We start from the raw sequence: 21,134 nt of genomic DNA, 5'->3' as shown, positions 1-21,134 counted from the left end.
AGGAGGAGCGCCCCTTCAGGGGCGCGGGGCTGTGACATTTGCGGCTCCGCCGCGGGGCGCGACCAGCCACGTCGGGCCGGCAGACGAAGAACTGCCCCACCCGCGGAGCGACCGGCGCCGTGGTTACGGCGGCACCGCCCCGCTACCGTCATGGATGACAAAAGGCGCGCACGCGTAAGCATGTGCGCACCGCTGCCGCGTAGGCCCCCGTGAAGGTGGAAGCTCGTGAAGGCCATCCGCAGGTTCACCGTGCGTCCCGTACTCCCCGAAGCCCTTCACCCGCTCAGTGATCTGGCGCGCAATCTGCGCTGGTCCTGGCATGCCGAGACCCGTGATCTCTTCCAGTCCGTGGACCCCGAGCGCTGGGCCGCCTCCGAGAACGATCCCGTACGCCTCCTCGGGAACGTCTCGCCCGGACGGCTCGCCGAGCTGGCCGAGGACCGGCGCTTCCTGCGGCGGCTCGCCGCGGCGGCCGACGACCTGAAGGACTACGTGACCGGCGCCCGCTGGTACCAGACCCAGTCCCAGTCGTCCGAACTGCCCGCCGCCATCGCCTACTTCTCACCCGAGTTCGGCATCACGGCCGCGCTGCCCCAGTACTCCGGCGGCCTCGGCATCCTCGCCGGGGACCATCTCAAGGCGGCCAGCGATCTCGGCGTACCCCTGATCGGTGTCGGACTGCTCTACCGGCACGGTTACTTCCGGCAGACGCTGTCGCGGGACGGCTGGCAGCAGGAGCACTATCCGGTACTCGACCCGAATGAACTCCCGCTGTCGCTGCTGCGCGAGGAGGACGGCACGCCCTCCCATGTCTCCCTGGCCCTGCCCGGCGAGAAATCGCTCCGGGCCCGTATCTGGGTGGCGCAGGTCGGCCGGGTTCCGCTGCTGCTCCTCGACTCGGACGTCGAGGAGAACGACCTCGGCGAGCGCGGTGTGACGGACCGGCTGTACGGGGGCGGAAGCGAGCACCGGCTGCTCCAGGAGATGCTGCTGGGGATCGGCGGGGTGCGGGCGGTCCGTACGTACTGCCGGCTGACCGGGCACGCGAGGCCGGAGGTCTTCCATACGAACGAGGGGCACGCCGGGTTCCTCGGTCTTGAACGTATTCACGAACTCTCTTATGACGACCTGGACTTCGACGCCGCGCTGGAGGCGGTCCGCGCCGGAACCGTCTTCACGACCCACACCCCCGTGCCCGCCGGAATCGACCGCTTCGACCGGGAGCTGGTGGCCCGGCACTTCGGCCCCGACGCGGAGCTTCCGCGGATCGAGGTGGAGCGGATTCTCCAGCTCGGGATGGAGACGTATCCGGGGGGCGAACCGAACCTCTTCAACATGGCGGTGATGGGCCTGCGCCTCGGCCAGCGCGCCAACGGGGTGTCGTTGCTGCACGGGCACGTCAGCCGGGAGATGTTCTCCGGGCTCTGGCCGGGCTTCGACGCCGACGAGGTGCCGATCACCTCCGTGACGAACGGGGTGCACGCGCCCACCTGGGTGGCGCCCGAGGTCTTCCGGCTCGGCGCCCGCCAGATCGGCGCGCAGCGCACGGAGGACGCCATGACGGTCGGCGCCTCGGACCGCTGGGACGCCGTGGCGGAGATCCCCGACCAGGACATCTGGGAGTTGCGCCGGGTACTGCGCGAGCAGCTGGTCACGGAAGTACGGGAGAGGCTGTACGCGTCCTGGCGCCAGCGCGGCGCCGGCACGGCCGAACTCGGCTGGATCGACGGCGTGCTGGACCCGGACGTACTGACGATCGGCTTCGCGCGCCGCGTCCCCTCGTACAAGCGCCTGACCCTGATGCTCCGCGACCGCGACCGGCTGCTGGACCTGCTGCTGCACCCCGAGCGCCCCGTCCAGATCGTGGTGGCGGGCAAGGCGCACCCGGCGGACGACGGCGGCAAGCGCCTCATCCAGGAACTGGTGCGCTTCGCGGACGACCCGCGCGTACGCCACCGGCTCGTGTTCCTCCCGGACTACGGCATGGCGATGGCCCAGAAGCTCTACCCCGGCTGCGACATCTGGCTCAACAACCCGCTGCGCCCCCTGGAGGCCTGCGGCACGTCCGGCATGAAGGCGGCGCTGAACGGCTGCCTGAACCTGTCGGTCCTGGACGGCTGGTGGGACGAATGGTTCCAGCCGGACTTCGGCTGGGCAATCCCCACGGCGGACGGCACGGAGGCGACGGACGAGGACCGCCGCGACGATCTGGAGGCGTCGGCGCTGTACGAGCTGCTGGAGCAGCGCGTGGCCCCCCGCTTCTACGACCGCGGCCCCGCCGGCCTCCCCGACCGCTGGATCGAAATGGTCCGCCAGACCCTGACCCTGCTCGGCCCGAAGGTCCTAGCCGGCCGCATGGTCCGCGAGTACGTAGAACGCCTCTACGCCCCCGCAGCCCGCGCCCACCGCTCCATGGACCCCTCTTCCGCCCGCGAGTTGGCGACGTGGAAGTCCCGCATCCGCACGGCCTGGCCACGCGTAACGGTCGACCACGTGGAGACATCGGCAGCCACGACGACGGCAGAACTAGGCACAACCATGTCCCTACGCGTCCAAGTGGGCCTGGGTGACCTGGCCCCCGACGACGTCGAGGTCCAGGCCGTCTCAGGCCGAGTAGACGCGGAGGACCGCATCACCGACGGCACAGCGATCCCCCTGAAACCAGCAGGCGGCCCGGACCAGGAGGGCCACTGGCACTACGAGGGCCCCCTCTCCCTGGACCGCACAGGCCCCTTCGGCTACACGGTCCGCATCCTGCCTACGCACCGACTCCTGGCGTCGAGCGCGGAGTTGGGGTTGGTGGCGGTTCCTTCGGAGGAGTTGGTGGAGGCGGCGGGGGTTTTGATGCGGTGAGCGTGGCCGCCCCGGTTGTGGTTGAGCGGCCGGCCGGCGCACCGTGCTGCGCGGCAGCCGACGCTGCGGGCCCCAGGTAGGCGATCCGGGAATTGTGACACTTGCCCCGGCAAGTGTCACAATTCCCGGACCAACCCCCTGCCCGGTGAGGCTTGGCCGACAACATCGGGAGCTTCCCGACCCCTGCGTTCCTTCACTCCTCGCTCCACACCGCGATCTCCCCTCCGGGCGTGCAGACAACTCGCCTTCTCTTCGGCCCGACAAGTCCCCAGGCCTCATAGTCGTCATCGGGCTGGACAGTCAGTTTCACGCCGCTCTCGAATTCCATCGCAAGCTCCCCGGAATTTCCCACCTCGGCCTGAGAAATCACGTCACGAGCCAGTCGGACGAGAGAGGGAGCCACAATGTCCGGCGTACACGGATCGAAAGCCACACGATCCCCGACCGGAACGTGAAGAACCGCCTCACCCTCGACGCGCAGTTCACAATCCCCATTGGTCAGGATGGTGAGAGCCGCGTCAAAGCAGACGCGGATGACTGCTTCACCTCGAAGGTTCAGATTCATCGGACATCCTCGAAGTAGAGCGCCAGCGCCTCGCGTAGGTTTCGTGCGCGGTGCGGCTTGTGACCTCAGGGCCGGTCACACCAGGAGATCGCAGCGATCCGCCAGCCATCCGGGGTGAGTACGAACTGCATCGCCTTCGTCCCGCCGCCCTCGAAGGGCACGCCATCGAAGACCCCGGATTTCCGGTACTCGCTGAACCGCGATGCGATGGCGCCGACCGTCTCGGTGCGCTCCGCAGTCTCCCACTCGTTGAAGTTCACCAGTCGGCCCCCGGCCAGCAGCTGTTGGCGTGGCTCGATGAATTCCTCCACGGTGTACACCATGAACTCCGGCCCTGCCTTGATGAGGATGCCCCCAGGCACTACCAGTCGGCGGACCCGATCCACATCTGCGGCCTTGCCGCCCCTGTTGTCGAACGCACTGAAGAACTCGGCGGTGACGCCGTCGATCTCGGCCTTGGACATACGGGGACCGTAGCACCGGCACCGGTTCGCCCTGCCGCCACCAGTGAATGCGGAGAGTGGCCGTACTAGACCTCGTCACCCCCGTGCAACCGCCGCAACACCGCCCCGCACCTCCGTGCATACGCATGCTGCAGCCCCCGCGTAGCCGGGCCCCCCGCTCGCGCGTACCACTTTGCCGCGCGGCTGAAGGCCCTGACCGTCAGCCAGACCGTGCCGTCGCCTGTCATTTCGACCAGGAAGGCTTCCTCGCCGGATTCGGGGTGGCCGGGGAGGGTGCCGTAGGCCCAGCCGGCTTGGCGGGGTTCTTCTACCGTCCAGACGATTCGGCAGGGGGCCTTGATCAAGCCGGCGAGGGTGACCGTCAGTTCTACGCCGGGGGCCGCCTTGGGGGCTTCTGTGGTGATGCCTACGCCCATTGCTCGGTGGAGTTCCCAGGTGAGGACTGCCTGGTATGAGGCCTCGAAGACCCTGCGGCCCTCGCCGATGCGGGTTCTGACGTGTAGGGGGTGGTAGCCGGGCGGGGTGCGGTTCTCGCGGGTCGCGCCCACGTCCTCGTACGTGAAGGGCGTTTCCGTGGAGGGCATGGGGAGCAGCGTAGGGCAGCCCCCGGAACGCCTTCTTTTCGGGGGCTGCCCATGTGTGTGCGTGAGTGGCTGGGATCAGTTCACGTTGACCGCGGCCCAGGCTGCCTGAACCGCCTTGTACTCCGTGCTCGTTGCGCCGTACAGGTCGCTTGCCGCGCTCAGTGTCGCCGTGCGGGCGCCCGCGTACTTCGTTGTCGACGTCATGTACTCGGTCAGCGCCTTATACCAGATCTGGACCGCCTTGTCGCGGCCGATGCCGGTGATCGTGGAGCCGTTGGAGGTGGGGGAGTCGTAGGTGACTCCGTTGATCGTCTTGGTGCCGCTGCCCTCGCTCAGCAGGTAGAAGAAGTGGTTCGCCGGGCCCGACGAGTAGTGGACGTCCAAGCCGCCCAGGCTGGAGGACCAGGCGTCGGCCGATTTGCCGTCCTTGCTGGGCTTGTCCATGTAGCGCAGCGGCGTGCCGTCGCCGTTGATGTCGATCTTCTCGCCGATCAGGTAGTCGCCCACGTCCTTCGAGTTGTCGGCGTAGAACTCCACCGCCGCGCCGAAGATGTCGGACGTCGCCTCGTTCAACCCACCTGATTCACCGCTGTAGTTGAGGCCCGCGGTGTTGGAGGTGACGCCGTGCGTCATCTCGTGGGCCGCCACGTCGATCGACGTCAGCGGCTTCGCGTTGCCCGCGCCGTCGCCGTACGTCATGCAGAAGCAGCCGTCGGACCAGAAGGCGTTGACGTACGCGTTGCCGTAGTGGACGCGGGAGTAGGCGGCCTTGCCGTCGTTCCTGATGCCGCTGCGGCCGAGGACGTTCTTGTAAAAGTCCCAGGTGACCTGCGCGCCGAAGTGCGCGTCCACGGCGGCGGTCTGGGCGTCGGAGGCCGCGCCCGTGCCCCAGGTGTCGTCAGCGTCGGTGAAGAGGGTGCCGGTGCCGGACGTACCGCGATTGAGGTTGTACGTCTTGCCGGCGCCCCGGGTCGGGTCGTTGAGCTGGTACGTCGAGCCCGACAGCGAGGTGCCGATGGTGACGTCGCCGCTGTACTGGCTGTGGCCCGTACCGGTCTGGATCGCCTCCCACTCGTACAGCTTCTCGCCCGTGGTGGCGTCCGTGATGACGTGCAGTTCCTGCGGGGTGCCGTCGTGCTGGAAGCCGCCGACGACCGTCTCGTACGCGAGGGCCGGCTTGCCGCTCGCCGCCCAGATGACCTTACGGGGCGCCTTGTCGGCCGCGGACTTCTTGCTGCCCTCCGCCTTGGCGGCCTTCAACGCCTGCTTCTCCGCGGTGGACTTGGCGATGTCGGGCGTGACGTCGGTGACCTTGATGTCGGCCTTCGTCGCCCTCGTCACGCCCTCCGTCTTGCCGGACTTGGTCTCGTGGATCACCAAGTCGCCGCCGAGGACGGGGAGTCCGTCGTACGTCCGCTCGTAGCGGGTGTGCGTGGCGCCGTCGGCGTCCTTGACGACGTCTCTGACGACCAGCTTCTCCTTGGTGCCGAGGCCTATGTCGTCTGCCGTTTCGGTCGTCGCCGCGTCGGCCTTCTTGATCAGGCTTGTGCGAGCTGCTGGGGTCAACTGGACGGGGGCGGCCGCGAGTTGCGCGCCGGTGGAGCCGGACGGCTCGGCGGGGGACTGGGCGGTGGCGCCGGTGGTCAGACCGGCGGTGAGGAGGGCTCCGGCCGCGACGGCGGTGGCTATGGCCAGAGTGGTGCGCTTGTGACGCGCGTAGAGGGGGGTCACGCAAGCTCCTTTGTGGGGGGTCTCGACAGGCGTGGGTGGCCCGTCGGACGGGGGAAGGGGCGGTGCGGGGTGCCTGCGGCAGCTGTGCGGGAGTGCCGCGTGAGGTGAAGAGTGCCAGGTGGGACGCGTACATGTCAGTGGGGCGAACGGATGTTGGCCAGAAATCGTCCAGGCCCTTCGCCCTGCGGCGCGCGCCTGTATTCGCCTGCGGCGGCGCCTACCGGGGTGGGGAGTTGGGTTCGTGGGCGCGTGCGGGTTCGTTGTGGCTTGTCGCTCCCCCACTCTCGGCTGCGCTCGAGCGGGGGGGGACCCCCATCGCGGCGGAGCCGCATATGTCACAGCCCCGCGCCCCTAAAGGGCGCTCCCGCCCCCGGCGGCGGAGGGGATGCCGTCCTGCACTCAGCCCAGAATGCCCCGGTCGTACCCAACCGCCACAGCCGCAGCCCTGTCCTTGACCCCCAACTTGGCGTACAGGTGGGTGAGATGTGTTTTGACTGTGGCCTCACTGATGAAGAGGACTCGGGCGATCTCTCGGTTTGAGGTGCCCTTCGCCACCAGTGTCAGGACCTCGCGTTCGCGGGTCGAGAGGGGCTCGCCCGCGGGAGTTCGGACTGCTGAGACCAGGCGGGACGCCACCGCTGGAGACAGGACCGTACGGCCCTCCGCCGCCGCGCGGACCGCCGTGAAGAGTTCGTCCCTCGGGGCGTCCTTCAGGAGGTAACCCGTCGCGCCCGCCTCGATCGCGGGGAGGGTGTCGGAGTCCGTGTCGTACGTCGTCAGGACCAGGATCCTGGCGCGGGCGCCCTGCCTGGTCAGCTCGGCGATGGCCTCCACGCCGTTGCCGCCGGGCATGCGGAGGTCCATCAACACGACGTCGGGGTCGAGGGATTGGGCCAGGGTTACGGCTTCCACGCCGTTCGACGCCTCGCCCAGCACCGTGAATCCCGGTGCCGATTCGAACATGCCGCGCAGACCGTCCCGTACGACGGGATGGTCGTCGACGATGAGGAGCGTGATGGTGGCGTCATCGGTCATGGCGCACCAACGGTACGCGAGCCGACACCGCCGTACCGTGCCCTGGTTCGGACTCCACCGTCAGTGAGCCCGCGATGCGTTCGGCGCGGGCGCGCATACCGTCGAGGCCGAAGCCGCCGTGGCCGTTGCGGGAGGGGAGCGTCAGGGGGTCGAAGCCGCGGCCGTCGTCCCGTACGTCGAGGACGACCTCGTCGCCCATGAAGGAGAGGGTGACGCCGAGGCGGCCGGCTTGGGCGTGCCGGGAGGCGTTGGACAGGGCCTCCTGGGCGATGCGCAGCAGGGTCGCCGAGACCTCCTCGTGCAGGTGCTCGGCGGTGCCCGTGGTGGTGAACTCGGCGCGTACGCCCGTCCGTTCGGCCCATTCGGCGACCGTCTTCTTCAGCGCCTGGGGCAGCCCGTCGTGCTCCAGGGCCACGGGCGCGAGGTTCTGCACGGAGCGGCGGGCCTCGCCGAGGCTGTGGCGGGCCAGGGCGGAGGCGCGATCGAGATGGGTGCGGGCGGTCGGCAGGTCGGGGGCGTTCGCGACGACCTGGAGCTGGGCGATGATGCCGGTCAGGCCCTGGGCGATGGTGTCGTGGATCTCGGCGGCGAGCCGGCGTCGCTCGTCGGCGACGCCTGCTTCCCTTGCCTGGACGAGGAGTTGGGCGTGGAGCGCGGCGTTCTCGTCGAGGGCCTGCTGCAACGCCGCGTTGGTGCGCTCGAGTTCGGCGATGGTGGCGGCCTGAGCGTCGGCCTGCTCTTGTTCCTTCTCGGCGAACCGGGAGAACACGGCGGTCAGCCCGATGTGCGCGCCGAGCACCGCCGCGAACACCGCCCAGGCTGCCCACGACCGCAGATTGGACATGCCGCCGATGTTCGAACCTGCCATGACGACGGCGGTGGCGAAGAGCCCCGCCTTCACCAGCGGCCGGGGCAGCAGCCGGTCCGCGGTGAAGTAGCCGAGGATGGCGTAGAAGGCGAAGAACGGGTTGAGCCAGGTGAGGACGAAGGCGATGGTCCAACGCGCGAAGAAGTAGCAGATGCCGGCGACGGACGGGCCGCGCACCACGCGCCCGGACCAGACCTCAAGGCCCAGCGCGGCGAGGACCAGCAGCGCGACGGTGGTCCACGCCACCCGGTCCATGGGGATCACGTCGCTCGTGGCGCCGGAGATGACGAGCCCGGTCCCCAGCAGGGCGTACGGCCCCCACCGCTCGAACCGGGCCCACCACTGCTCGCTCCCCCGCACCGCCGCCATACGCTCAGTCTGCACAGCCCTACTCCCAGCGGAACCAGCGCGTGGCCCCCGCCGTGAGCAGCACCGTCCACCCGACGAGCACCCCCAGGTGGTCCCAGCCCGGCCAGTCCCCCGCCGCCGCCTCGTTCAGAGCCTGGACCGCCGCGCCGAACGGGGTGAACTCGACGATGCGGACGAGGACATCCGGCATCGTCTGCACCGGGATGTAGACACCCGCGCAGAACATGCTCGGGAAGAACGCCGCGGTACCGACGGCCGTCGCCGCCTTCGAGGTGCGGGCCAGCGCCGAGATCAGGGCGCCCATGGCGAGGGCGACCGCCACGGCGAGCAGCAGCGCCAGCACGTATCCGAAGGGCTGGCGCGGCAGCGCCACGTCGAACGCGATCCGGCCCACCGAGAGCGCCAGCAGCGCGGACACTATGGCGGCGGCGCCGTGCAGTCCCATGTGTGCGGACAGCAACGCGCTCGGGCGTACCGGAGTCGTCGACATACGGCGCAGGATGCCGCGTTCGCGGTAGCCGGTGATGCCCGGCGGCAGGGACTGCAGGCCGGCCACGATCATGCCGAGCAGCACCGCCACCGGTACATACAGGTCGATGATCCGGAGGCCGCCGAGGTCGTCCTGGGTGGCGCGGAACGCCGGGATGCTGCCGAGGATCACCAGGACCAGGGTGGGGAACGCCAGGATCCAGAAGTTCGCGCCGGGTTCGCGGCCGAAGAGCCGGGCCTCGGTCTTCAGTACGGCGGTGCTGCTCATCGTGCGACTCCCGTCAGGTCGAGGAACGCGTCGTCCAACGTGGCGTCGGTGACACGGAGTTGATGGGCCGTGATGTGCCGCCGGGCGAGCAGTGTGATGACCGCGTTGACGGTCTCGTCGGTGCCGCCGAGCGTGACCCGGCCGTCCTTGCACTCGACGGAGGCCACGGCGGGCAGAGCGGCCAGCTCGCCCTCGTCGAGCGGGACCGAGGGCGTGAAGCTGATGAGGGTGGCGCTCGTGGCGCGGGCGATCAGGCCGCGGGGCGTGTCCAGCGCGGCGATCCGGCCCTGGTCGATGACCGCGATCCGGTCGCAGAGGCGCTGCGCCTCCTCCATGAAGTGGGTGACGAGGAGGACGGTGACGCCGTTCGCGCGGATGTCCTCGATGAGCTCCCAGGTGTCACGGCGGGCCCGCGGGTCGAGTCCGCTGGTCAGTTCGTCCAGTACGACGACCTTCGGATCGCCGATCAGCGCGAGCGCGATGAACAGGCGCTGCTTCTGGCCGCCGCTGAGCTTGCCGAAACGGGCGTCCAACTTGCCGGTGAGGCCCAGGCGTTCGGCGAGCGGGCGCCAGTCGGCGGGCCTCGGGTAGAAGGCGGCGTACAGTTCCAGCGCCTCACGGACGGTGAGTTTCTCCTGGAGTTCGCTCTCCTGGAGCTGGGCGCCGAGGACGCGGCTGACGGCGTCGTGGTCGGCCACGGGGTCGAGGCCGGTGACGCGTACGCGGCCCGCGTCCGGGATCCGCAGGCCCTCCACGCATTCCACGGTGGTCGTCTTGCCGGCGCCGTTCGGGCCGAGGATGCCGAAGATCTCCCCCTCCTCGACGGCGAAGGAGATCCCGTCGACGACGGCCCTTCCTCCGTACGACTTGCGCAGTCCGCTGACTTCGATGACGGGTCGGGTGGTGGTCATGCCTCGAGGGTCCCGGGCGGCCGGGGTGCCGCACATCGGCCGTCTCGCTCGAACAGACATCAACCGATCGGTTGATACGGGCCTACGACTGTGCAGGTCGGGCCGGTCCTAGGTCCTCCGGACGAGCGCAGGACCGGCCGAAACTCGGTGGGCGGTGTCAGTGCCGATCCGTAGGCTCACTACTGATGGCCACCACACCCACAGCCCCCAATGACCAGGACCTCACGGACAAGGACCTCAAGGACCCCGAGGATCCCAAGGACCCCGAACTCGCCGGTCGCCGCGACGGCGACCGTTCCGTCGTACGGATTCTGCTGCGCCTGTGGCCGTACGTACGGCCCGTGCGGGCGCGGCTGTTCACCGCGGCGTTCGTCGCGATCCTCGCCTCGTGCATGGGGCTGGTGATCCCGCTCGTCCTGAAGTGGATCGTGGACGGTCCTGTGGCCGGCCGGGATCCGCACGGGGTGTGGCTGGGGGCGCTGGTTCTGCTGGCGCTCGGGCTCGCCGAGGCGCTGCTGTTCGGGCTGCGGCGGTGGCTGGTGGCCCGGCCGCTGGCCGGTGTCGAGGCGTCGATGCGGGCGGCTCTGTACCGGCATCTGCAACGGCTGCCGGTCGCCTTCCACGACCGCTGGCCCTCGGGCCAGCTGCTGTCGCGGGGCACGACGGATCTGATGCTGCTGCGTATGTTCCTGGCCTTTCCGTTGACGTTCCTGCTGGTCAACGGCGTGACCATCGTCGTCGGCGTGATCATCATGCTGTGGCAGGACTGGACGCTCGGCCTTGTGATCCTGGGGCCTGTCGTGCCCGTGATCGTCGTGTGCTCCGTCTTCGAGAAGCGGTACGCCGATGTGGCGCGGCTCGCGCAGGACCAGGTGGGCGATCTGACGACGGTCGTCGAGGAGAGCGTCCTCGGGATCAGGATCATCAAGGGGTTCGGACGGCACCGCAGCCAGTCGCGGGCCTTCCGGGAGCTGTCGGGGACGCTTCGCGGCACCGAGCTGCGCAAGGCCCGGCTGCTCGCCGCGATCTGGGCCGTCATCATGACGCTGCCCGAACTGGCCATCGGGGCTGCGCTGGTCCTCGGGACGGTGCAGGTCGCGGACGGCGCGCTGTCCGCGGGCACGCTCGTCGCCTTCCTCTCCACCGCGCTGGCGCTGCGCTGGCCGGTCGACTCCATCGGGTTCCTGCTGGCCATGACGCAGGAGGCGGCTACGGCGACGGAGCGGTACTTCGAGGTGATGGACGCGGAGCCGGAGAGTACGGGGAGCCCGAAGAGCGAGGGGAGTGGGGTCCCGTCCGCGGCCGCCGTAGCTGCGGGCAGTCGTGCCGCTGGGGCGGAACCCGTCCCACAGAAAGCGGCACCTCGTGGCGCCGAGCTGCGCAAACTCCCCGCGGTCGGCACCAACTCGGGGCGCGCAGACGGCCTACGGTTCCACCAAGTCACCTTCCGTTACCCCGACGCCCCGCCCAACTCCCCTCCCGTACTCGACCGGATCGACCTCCACATCCGGTCCGGTGAGTCCATGGCTCTCGTCGGCGCGACCGGCTCGGGCAAGACCACCCTCACTGCCCTCGTCCCCCGTCTCCACGAGGTGACGTCGGGCCGGATCGCGCTGGACGGCGAGGACATCACGGCGATGCCCCGTGAGGAGCTGCGCTCCAAGGTCGCGGTGGCCTTCGAGGAGCCCACCCTGTTCTCGGCTTCCGTCGGGGAGAACGTCCTCATGGGCGCCCAACCTGACGCGGGAGAGCGGGAGTTGGAGCGGGCCCTCGCCATCGCGCAGGCCGACTTCACCCACGCCCTCCCGCACGGCACCGACACCCAGGTCGGCGAGCAGGGCCTCAGCCTCTCCGGCGGTCAGCGGCAACGGCTCGCGCTGGCCAGGGCGGTCGTGGGCCGCCCCCGTTTCCTCGTGCTCGACGACCCGCTCTCCGCGCTTGACGTGCACACGGAGGCCGCGGTCGAGGCCGCCCTGCGCCGCGTACTCGCGGAGACGACCGCCTTGATCGTGGCGCACCGCCCCTCCACAGTCCTGCTCGCCGACCGCGTGGCCCTGCTCTCCGAGGGCCGGATCGCCGCGATCGGCACCCACCACGAACTGCTGCGCACGAACGCCGAGTACGCCCGTCTGATGTCCGGCACGGAACACCCGGAGGCCGAACCTCCGGAAGCCGATCACAGGGAAGTCGGCGACCCGGAAGTCGGCCACCCGAAAGCGAACGGCGAGAGCGGCGCGTACGACGAGACCGGCGCGTACGGCCAGACCGTCGCGGAAAAGGAGGACCACCGATGACCGCGGCGCCCACGACCACCGCGCCGGACCAGGAACCGCGCAAGGACCAGCCCGCGGGCAACCCCCCGGAGGCCGCCGATGCCTTCGACCGCGACGCCCTCCCCACCCCACCGGGCGCGACCGCCGCCCTGCTGCGCTCCCTGCTCGCCCCGATGAAGGCGCGCGTCGCCCTCACCTCCCTGCTGCTCCTGCTCCAGCAGGCGGCGGTGCAGGCGGGCCCGCTGCTCGTGGCGTACGCCATCGACAGTGCCGTACCCGCGTTCCGCGACAACCGGCACGGGCCCCTGATCGCGGTCGCGGTCGGGTATCTGCTGTGCGCGCTGGCCTCGGGCGGGCTCCAGTACGCGTTCATCACCGCGTCCGCGCGCGTCAACCAGGACGTACTGCTCGACCTGCGCGGCCGGATCTTCCGCCACGCCCAGGCGCTGAGCATCGACTTCCACGAGCGCTACACCTCGGGCCGCCTCATCTCCCGCTCCACCACGGACGTCGAGTCCCTGCGCGAACTCCTCGACGAAGGCCTCCAGGAACTCATCACCGTCATCATCTCCTTCGTCTACATCTCGGCGATGCTGCTCTGGCTCGACCTGGGCCTCGGGGCGGTGGCTGTGGCGTCGTTCGCGCCGCTCTACCTGTTCATCCGGCAGTACCGGCGCCGCGCGGGCCGCGTCTACGCTGTCCGCTCGACCGCGATCGCCGCCGTGATCGTGAAGTTCGCCGAGACGATGAACGGCATCCGGCCGGTACGGGCCTTCCGCCGCGAGGACGCCAACGACAAGGAGTTCCGGGTCCTCAACCACCGGCACGAGCGCAAGAACGGCGACGCCCTGCTGGAGATGGCCCGCTACGTCGTCAAGTCCCGGCTGGTCGCCAACACGACGGTCGCGGCGATCGTGCTGTGGGGCGCGTACCGGGTGGCATCGGAGTCGCTGGCGCTCGGCGTACTGGCCGCCTCGGTCCTCTATCTGCGCCGCCTGTACGACCCCATCGACCGGCTGGGCATGTTCCTCAACTCCTACCAGTCGGCCGCCGCCTCACTGGAGAAGATCGCGGGCCTGCTCGCCCAGACCCCCACCGTGCCGGAGCCCGCCGAGCCGAAGCCCCTGCCCGCGCTCGCCTCCGCACAGCCGGGCCGCGAGGTCGTCTTCGACGGCGTGCGGTTCGGCTACCGCACGGGCGGCGAGGTGCTGCCGCGCTTCGACCTGACGCTGCCCGCCGGACAGACCGTCGCCGTCGTCGGCTCGACGGGCGCCGGCAAGTCGACGCTCGCCAAACTCCTGGCCCGCTTCTACGACCCCACGGCAGGCCGCATCCTCCTGGATGGCGTCGACCTGCGCGACCTCGCCATGCCCGAACTCCGGCGCGGTGTGGTGATGGTGACCCAGGAGGCCTTCCTCTTCTCCGGCACCGTCGCCGAGAACATCTCCATCGGCCGCCCCGATGCCACCCGCGAGGACATCGAGCGCGCCGCGAAGGCCCTCGGCGCCCACGACTTCATCGCCGCCCTGCCCGACGGCTACGACACCGACGTACGTAAGAGGGGCGGCCGTATCTCGGCAGGTCAGCGCCAACTCGTCGCGTTCGCCCGGGCGTTGCTCGCCGACCCGGCGGTCCTGATCCTCGACGAGGCGACCAGCTCACTGGACATCCCCGGTGAACGGGCCGTCCAGCGCGCCATGTCGACCGTCCTGAAGGGCCGCACGGCGGTCGTCATCGCGCACCGCCTGTCGACGGTGGAGATCGCCGACCGGGTGCTGGTGATGGAACACGGGCGCATCGTCGAGGACGGCTCGCCCGCCGAACTCGTCGCCGCGCCTGGCAGGTTCGCGGACCTGCACCAGGCGTGGCGGGACAGCGTCTCTGACTGGCGTAGGGATCCCCCATGTTCCTCAGGGATGTGAGCCAATCGCCTTCGTGCCCTGGTGCTGAACGGCGGGAGCCGTCAGCCCTCGTGGCACGTCCCTCCGGACGCTGGTCGGTGAGGTCGCGAGACCTCACCGAGGAGGGTGCCCGACGTCGCCTGGGCGCCGGGCGTGCGCGTGACAGCCTGCCACAGGATCGCTACGGAACGCTAATCCGACTGATGAGCCTGGTCTGCTGCAGAGCGGTGGCGGGGCATGTCAGCGGACGGTCGATGGGGAGGGTGGTCGAGGGGTGGGGCAGATCGATGCGTACGGGGATCCGGGTACGCCCGATTGCCGAAGCGGCGGCCGGTATCTGTGGTGGCTGGTCAGGGTCCAGCCCGGCCGGTCTGCCGCCGGGGCGCTGCTGGCCAGCGTGTGGCTAGTGCTGATGGCGCTCGCGCCGTATCTGGTGGCCCGCGCGATCGACGACGGTCTGGAGCCGGGCGACCGGGCCGCGTTGATCGGATGGTCCGCGGCCCTGCTCGGCATGGGGGCGTTCAACTCGTGGCTGAGCATCATCAGGCACCGCACGATGACCAGGCTCCGGATGGACGCCAACTTCCGCACGGTAAAGGTCGTGGTCGGGCACGCGGTCCGGCTGGGCGCCGCGCTGTCCCGCCGGGCCGGTGCCGGGGAGGTCGTCACGATCGGCGTCGGTGACGTGCAGACGATCAGCGGCTCCCTGACCGTCGTCGGCCCCGGAGTCGGCGCGATCGTCGCCTACCTGGCCGTCGCCGGGCTGCTGCTGACGCTCTCACCCCTCCTCGCCGGAGTCATCCTCCTCGGCATCCCGGTCATCGCCGTCATCGCCGGCCCGCTGCTCGGGCGGCTGCAGAGCACGGAGACCACGTACCGCGAACGGCAGAGCGTGCTGACCGCGCGCATCGGCGACCTCGCGAGCGGACTGCGCGTCCTCAACGGCCTGGGCGGCAAAGGCCTGGTGGCCGACGCCTTCCACCGCGACTCGCAGCGACTGCGGGCCCAGGGTTACCGGGTCGGGGCGGTGACCAGCTGGCTCCAGGCACTCGGCATCGGACTGCCGACGGTGTTCCTCGCCGTGGTGACCTGGCTGGCGGCCCGGCTGACGGCTCAAGGGCAGCTCAGCGTGGGCGAGTTGGTATCGGTGTACGGCTATGTCGCCGTCCTGGTGCCGATGGTGGCGTTCTTCGTGGAGTGCGGCTACGGCATCAGCCGCGGACTGGTGGCCGCACGACGCGTCGCAGCCTTCCTCCGCCTGGAACCGGCCGCCGACCACGGCACCCGGGACGCCCCCGCGGAACCCTCGGCGCTGCACGACCCGGAGTCCGGAGTACGCGTGGCACCCGGCAGGCTGACTGCGCTGGCCGGCGCCCGCCCCGCCGACTCCGCGGCCGTCATCGACCGCCTCGGCCGGTACGTGGAGTCGGCGGCGACCTGGGGCGGCGTACGCCTCGACGAGATCCAACTGGCCCAGATCCGCGAGCGCATCCTGGTCGCGGACAACGAGGCGGACCTGTTCGCGGGAACACTGCGGGAGCTGGTGTCCGGCAGCCGGGACCTCGCCGACGAGGACATCGCACGCGCCGTGCACACGGCCGTGGCCGACGACATAGTCCAAGGCCTGCCCGACGGACTCGACTCGCCCGTCGACGCCCAGGGCCGCAGCCTGTCCGGCGGCCAGCGCCAGCGCGTACGACTCGTACGGGCGCTGCTGGCCGACCCCGAAGTGCTGCTCGCCGTCGAACCCACCTCGGCACTCGACGCCCACACCGAGGCCGCCGTCGCGGACCGGCTGCGGGCCGAACGAGCGGCCCGTACGACCGTCGTGACCAGCACTTCGCCGCTCGTACTGGACCGGGCGGACACGGTGTTCTACCTGGTCGAGGGCAAGGTCGTGGCGAGCGGGAGCCATCGCCGGCTGCTTGATGAGGAGCCGGGATACCGGGCGCTGGTGGCTCGCGATGCGGACGAGGACGGGGACGGGGACGCGGATATCGACGGAGAGGCGGCTGTGGGCGCGGTCGGGGACTTGGATGCAGGCATAGGGGAGGCCGTTCGGTGACTTCGGTGACCTCGAAGAAGTCCACCGGGCAGGACTCCGAGCAGCCCAGCGGTCAGCTGCCCATCGCCGAACCGGCCGATGTGCGGCGGGCGGCCGGGCGGCTGATCCGGGCCGACGGGCGCGCCTTCACCGCCGTGCTCGCCGTGAACTCGCTGGCCGCCGCCGTCGGACTCGTCGGCCCCTGGCTTCTCGGCCGCATCATCGACGAGGTCAGGGCGGGCGGCGGCGTGGACGTCGTGGACCGGCTGGCCCTCGCCATCCTGCTGTGCGCGCTGGCGCAGTTGCTGCTCGCGCGGTGGGCCCGCTACGTGGGGCACCGGTTCGGGGAGCGGACGCTGGCACGGGTGCGCGAGCAGTTCGTCGAGCGGGCCCTGTCGCTGCCCGCCTCGGTCGTGGAACGGGCGGGCACGGGTGACCTGACCGCGCGGGGCACGGCCGATGTCGCCCAGGTGGGTACCACACTGCGCGACGCCGGTCCCGAGCTGCTGATCTCCACGGTGCAGTGCCTGTTCATCCTCGGCGCGGTCTTCTTCCTCGATCCGCTGCTCGGTGCCTGTGCGGTGCTCGGGCAGGTCGGCATTTGGTTCGTACTGCGCTGGTATCTGCGTCGGGCGCGCGCCGCGTATCTCGCTGAGGGTGCCGCCACGTCGGAGGTCGCCGAGATCGTGGCGGCCACCGCCGCCGGGGCCCGTACGGTCGAAGCCTTCGGGCTGCAGGGGCGGCGGATCGCGGCGAGCCGGGATGCGCTGGAGACGTCCCGTCGCACCCGGATGTACACGCTGTACCTGCGCTCCGTGTTCTTCCTCGTCGTGGAGTTCTCGTACGTCGTTCCCGTGGCCGGGGTGCTGCTGGCGGGCAGCTTCCTGCATGAGCGGGGGCTGCTGAGCCTGGGTGCGGTGATCGCGGCGGCGCTGTATCTGCGTCAGCTCGAGTCGCCGCTCGACACGATTTTGATGCGGCTCGAGCAGTTGCAGAGCAGTGGCGCTTCGTTCGCCCGCGTGGAGGGGTTGGGGCGGGCGCCGCAGGCCTCGACGGCGGTCTGTCCCACGCCGGAGGACGACCGGATCGATGTCACGGGGGTGCGGTACTCGTACGACCGTGGGGGCGAGGTGTTGCGCGGGGTGGACCTGACGGTGCGGCCGGGGGAGCGGCTGGCGATCGTCGGTCCTTCCGGGGCGGGGAAGACGACGTTGAGCCGGTTGCTTGCGGGGATCGATGCGCCTAGTTCTGGGGCGGTGACTGTGGGCGGGGTGCCGGTTGCTGCGCTGGGGCCGGAGCAGTTGCGGCGGCAGGTGGTGCTCGTTACTCAGGAGCACCATGTGTTTCTCGGTACGGTCCGCGACAATCTGCTGATTGCCGAACCGGGCGCTGGTGATGGGGAGTTGTGGGCGGCGCTTGAGGCGGTGGGTGCGGGCTGGGTGTCCGAGCTGGGCTCTGGGCTCGACACCGAGTTGGGGCCCGACGGGCATCGGCCGGATGGGTCACAGGCCCAGCAACTGGCCCTGGCGCGGGTGGTGTTGGCGGATCCGCACACGTTGATCCTTGACGAGGCGACTGCGCTTCTTGATCCGGCTACGGCTCGTCATACGGAGCATGCGTTGGCGGCCGTGCTGGCTGGGCGGACGGTCATCGCGATTGCCCATCGGCTGCATACCGCTCATGACGCGGATCGGGTGGCCGTCATGGAGGCGGGGCGTCTTACGGAGGTGGGGACGCACGACAGTTTGGTGGCGGCGGGTGGGGCGTATGCGGCGCTGTGGGGGTCGTGGCATGGGCAGGCGTCCGGCGGCTGAAGGTGGGGAGGGTTACTTTTCCCCAGCCCCGCCCCTTCCCGAAACGGGGGCTGCGCCCCCGGCCCCCGCCAGGGGGTGGTGGGTGACACTGCGTGTCGCGGCTGCGGGTGCGTTGTGGCTGGTCGCGCAGTTCCCCGCGCCCCTAAACAGCCTGCGACTGCCCGCACCCCCGAAGAGCAAGCGAACCGAAAAAGCCCGCACCCCGACGAAACCGGCACCCTCCCGCCGGCGGGAGGGGACGTGGGCCGGTGCGTCGTATGCCCGTCGCTTAGCTTCGGTCTGGGCACACCAGAACCCTGTGGAAGCAAGGGGCCGTATGCCCTGTTGGCGACGGGCTGACGCACCGGACCGCGGCCCCGCACCCACCAACCACCCAAGGGGCGCGGGGAACTGCGCGACCAGCCACACTCGACCCGCAGCCGCCCAACCGCCGGAGGCACCCCGCGGGGTTGGCGCGACCAGCCACAACGGCGCCGCACCCGCCCAACCGCCGGAGGCACCCCGCGGGGAACTGCGCGACCAGCCACAACGGCGCCGCAGCCGACAACGAACCCAATCCGCCCAACCGCCGGAGGCAACGTCACCCGACCACCTTCAGCAACAGCACCGCCCGCCCCGGCACCGAGATCCGTACCCCCGCGCGATGCACCACCCCGGGCGCCACCCCCTGCTCCTCCAGCGACGTATCCACCAACACCTCATAACTCCCCGCCCAAGGCGGCCCAGGCAGGACGAAGTCCACCGGCCGCTCCCCGGCGTGGAGGACAGCCAAGAAGCTGTCGTCCACGATCGGTCGGCCCTGCCCATCCCGGCCAGGGATGTCCCGGCCGGAGAGATACATCGCGACCGTCGCGGACGGCGCGTACCAGTCGCCCTCCGTCATCTCCGTGCCGGCCGCCGTGAACCAGGCCAGGTCACGGAGCCCGTCCGTCGAATGCGCCCGGCCCGAGAAGAACGCCCGCCGCCGCAGCACCGGGTGCTCATGCCGCAAGGCGATCAGACGCGACGTGAGGTCGAAGAGGGGCCGCCACTCGGGGTCGTCCAACAGCTCCCAGTCGACCCAGCTCAGCTCGTTGTCCTGGCAGTACGCGTTGTTGTTGCCCCGCTGGGTCCGGCCCAACTCGTCGCCCGCGACCAGCATGGGCACGCCCGTCGAGAGCAGCAGAGTCGTCAGCAGGTTACGGAGCTGACGGCGCCGCAGCGCACGTATCGACGCGTCATCCGTCTCCCCCTCCACACCCCCGTTCCAGGAACGGTTGTCGTCCGTGCCGTCCCGGTTGCCTTCGCCGTTCGCCGCGTTGTGCTTCTGCTCGTACGACACCAGGTCGCGGAGGGTGAAGCCGTCGTGGGCGGTCACGAAGTTCACGGAGGCATAGGGGCGGCGGCCTCCCCAGGCGTACAGGTCGCTGGAGCCGGACAGGCGGTAGCCCAGGTCGCGTACGTCTGGCAGGGCGCCCCGCCAGAAGTCGCGTACCGCGTTGCGGTAGCGGTCGTTCCACTCCGTCCACAGGGGTGGGAACGCCCCCACCTGGTAGCCGCCAGACCCCACGTCCCAGGGTTCCGCGATCAGCTTCACGCGGCGCAGCACCGGGTCCTGCGCGATGACCGCCAGGAACGGGGACAGCATGTCCACGTCGTGCATCGAGCGGGCCAGCGCCGCCGCCAGGTCGAAGCGGAAACCGTCCACGCCCATCTCCGTCACCCAGTAGCGGAGCGAGTCCGTGATCAGGCGCAGGACGTGCGGCTGGACGACGTGCAGGGTGTTGCCGCAGCCCGTGTAGTCGGCGTACCGGCGGGCGTCCTCCTGGAGCCGGTAGTAGCCGCGGTTGTCGATGCCGCGGAGCGACAGCGTGGGGCCCAACTCGCTTGCCTCGGCCGTGTGGTTGTAGACCACGTCGAGGATGACCTCGATCCCGGCGGCGTGCAGCGCGCGCACCATGCGCCGGAACTCGCCGACCTGCTGGCCCCTCGTCCCGGAGGCCGCGTACGCCGCGTGGGGCGCGAAGTAGCCGATGGAGTTGTAGCCCCAGTAGTTCTTCAGGCCCCGCCGCAGCAGATGGTCCTCGTGCGCGAACTGGTGCACCGGGAGGAGTTCGACCGCCGTCACGCCCAGTTTCACCAGGTGCTCGATCGCCGCCGGGTGCGCCAATCCCGCGTATGTGCCGCGTAGTTCCTCGGGGATGTCGGGGTGCCGGCGCGTGAAGCCGCGCACGTGGACCTCGTAGATCACCGAGTCCGCCCACGGTGTCTTCGGGCGGCGGTCGTCCGCCCATTCGTCGTCGGGTGCGTCGTCGTGGACGACGACGCCCTTCGGGACGTACGGCGCCGAATCCCGGTCGTCGCGCACGGTGTCCGCGACCTGCTGCTGAGGCCAGTCGCGCACGTGCCCGTACACCTCGGGCGGCAGACTGAACTCGCCGTCCACGGCACGCGCGTACGGATCGAGGAGGAGCTTCGCCGGGTTCCAGCGCGCGCCCGTCCACGGGTCCCAGCGGCCGTGCACCCGGAATCCGTACCGCTGCCCGGGCCGCACGCCCGGCACGAAACCGTGCCAGATCTCGTGCGTCAGCTCGGTCAGCGGCGCCCGCGTCTCCACACCCTCCTCGTCGAAGAGGCACAGCTCGACCGACTCCGCGCCGCCCGCCCACAGCGCGAAGTTGGTGCCCGCGACACCGTCGGGTCCGACCCTGAAGCGCGCCCCCAGCGGGGTCGGGGCACCTGGCCATACGGGCATGACGGGCGCCGTACGCGCCGCGCCGTTCAGCACGGCGGACGGGGCACGCCCCTCGGGAGCGGAAACGGGCAGCCCGTTGGCAGGAGCGCGGTCCTGCTCACCGGGCACCCCGTCGCCCGGTACGCGCTCCTCCTGCTGCTCAGCCTCCTGCTCGGGTGCGCTCGACACCTGTTCAACCTCCAGCGGCTCGGTTGAACGGCGCCAAGAAGAGCTCACGGCGTCCCTGCCATG

14 protein-coding genes are annotated in these 21,134 nt (G+C 70.3%); 5 read left to right on the top strand and 9 right to left on the bottom strand.

Annotated features, from left to right (window positions below):
- The first annotated feature begins 225 nt into the window (after window positions 1-225).
- A complete protein-coding gene (gene glgP, locus OHT21_RS13510; protein ID WP_328768523.1) occupies window positions 226-2,853 on the top strand; it encodes an alpha-glucan family phosphorylase in 2,628 nt (875 codons plus the stop codon).
- Between the two features lie 193 nt (window positions 2,854-3,046).
- Here the strand turns inward: glgP and OHT21_RS13505 are convergent, their stop codons facing one another.
- The 8 genes from OHT21_RS13505 to OHT21_RS13470 all read right to left on the bottom strand — a co-directional run bounded on the left by OHT21_RS13505 (window position 3,047) and on the right by OHT21_RS13470 (window position 10,173).
- A complete protein-coding gene (locus OHT21_RS13505; protein ID WP_328768522.1) occupies window positions 3,047-3,418 on the bottom strand; it encodes a DUF6188 family protein in 372 nt (123 codons plus the stop codon).
- 65 nt (window positions 3,419-3,483) lie between these two features.
- Window positions 3,484-3,882: a DUF4440 domain-containing protein gene (locus OHT21_RS13500; protein WP_328768521.1), complete on the bottom strand. Its 399-nt coding sequence runs from the start codon at window positions 3,880-3,882 to the stop codon at window positions 3,484-3,486.
- Window positions 3,883-3,947: 65 nt separating this feature from the next.
- A complete protein-coding gene (locus tag OHT21_RS13495) occupies window positions 3,948-4,466 on the bottom strand; it encodes a DUF1990 family protein (protein ID WP_328768520.1) in 519 nt (172 codons plus the stop codon).
- A 75-nt stretch (window positions 4,467-4,541) separates the two neighbouring features.
- Window positions 4,542-6,197 carry a M4 family metallopeptidase gene (locus tag OHT21_RS13490; protein ID WP_328768518.1) on the bottom strand — a complete coding sequence of 552 codons (1,656 nt, stop codon included), beginning with the start codon at window positions 6,195-6,197 and terminating at the stop codon, window positions 4,542-4,544.
- 399 nt (window positions 6,198-6,596) lie between these two features.
- On the bottom strand, window positions 6,597-7,232 hold the full coding sequence (locus OHT21_RS13485; protein ID WP_328768517.1) for a response regulator transcription factor: 636 nt from the start codon (window positions 7,230-7,232) through the stop codon (window positions 6,597-6,599).
- Window positions 7,222-8,469: a sensor histidine kinase gene (locus tag OHT21_RS13480; RefSeq protein WP_328774072.1), complete on the bottom strand. Its 1,248-nt coding sequence runs from the start codon at window positions 8,467-8,469 to the stop codon at window positions 7,222-7,224. The genes OHT21_RS13485 and OHT21_RS13480 overlap by 11 nt, the downstream gene beginning before the upstream one ends.
- Window positions 8,470-8,488: 19 nt before the next feature.
- Window positions 8,489-9,226 carry an ABC transporter permease gene (locus OHT21_RS13475; RefSeq protein ID WP_328768516.1) on the bottom strand — a complete coding sequence of 246 codons (738 nt, stop codon included), beginning with the start codon at window positions 9,224-9,226 and terminating at the stop codon, window positions 8,489-8,491.
- Complete coding sequence (locus OHT21_RS13470; RefSeq protein ID WP_443050361.1) at window positions 9,223-10,173, bottom strand: ABC transporter ATP-binding protein; 951 nt, start codon at window positions 10,171-10,173, stop codon at window positions 9,223-9,225. Before OHT21_RS13470 ends, OHT21_RS13475 begins: the two co-directional genes overlap by 4 nt.
- 149 nt (window positions 10,174-10,322) lie before the next feature.
- On the opposite strand from OHT21_RS13470, the gene OHT21_RS13465 reads away from it, so the two are divergent.
- From OHT21_RS13465 to OHT21_RS13450, 4 genes are all read left to right on the top strand, one after another.
- A complete protein-coding gene (locus OHT21_RS13465) occupies window positions 10,323-12,431 on the top strand; it encodes an ABC transporter ATP-binding protein (RefSeq protein ID WP_328768514.1) in 2,109 nt (702 codons plus the stop codon).
- Window positions 12,428-14,332 (top strand): ABC transporter ATP-binding protein, encoded by a 1,905-nt coding sequence (locus OHT21_RS13460; RefSeq protein ID WP_328768513.1) that lies wholly within the window; start codon window positions 12,428-12,430, stop codon window positions 14,330-14,332. The genes OHT21_RS13465 and OHT21_RS13460 overlap by 4 nt, the downstream gene beginning before the upstream one ends.
- Window positions 14,333-14,585: 253 nt before the next feature.
- Window positions 14,586-16,376 (top strand): ABC transporter ATP-binding protein, encoded by a 1,791-nt coding sequence (locus OHT21_RS13455; protein ID WP_328768511.1) that lies wholly within the window; start codon window positions 14,586-14,588, stop codon window positions 16,374-16,376.
- Window positions 16,373-18,169: an ABC transporter ATP-binding protein gene (locus OHT21_RS13450; protein WP_328768510.1), complete on the top strand. Its 1,797-nt coding sequence runs from the start codon at window positions 16,373-16,375 to the stop codon at window positions 18,167-18,169. Before OHT21_RS13455 ends, OHT21_RS13450 begins: the two co-directional genes overlap by 4 nt.
- A gap of 580 nt (window positions 18,170-18,749) precedes the next feature.
- On the opposite strand, the gene glgX is transcribed toward OHT21_RS13450, so the two are convergent.
- Window positions 18,750-21,071 (bottom strand): glycogen debranching protein GlgX, encoded by a 2,322-nt coding sequence (gene glgX / locus OHT21_RS13445; RefSeq protein ID WP_443050360.1) that lies wholly within the window; start codon window positions 21,069-21,071, stop codon window positions 18,750-18,752.
- Window positions 21,072-21,134 lie beyond the last annotated feature (63 nt).

The sequence above is a fragment of the Streptomyces sp. NBC_00286 genome, assembly GCF_036173125.1.
Taxonomy (GTDB): domain Bacteria; phylum Actinomycetota; class Actinomycetes; order Streptomycetales; family Streptomycetaceae; genus Streptomyces.
Note: the sequence above shows the minus strand (reverse complement) of the source record. Positions and strands in the feature narration are given on the sequence as shown.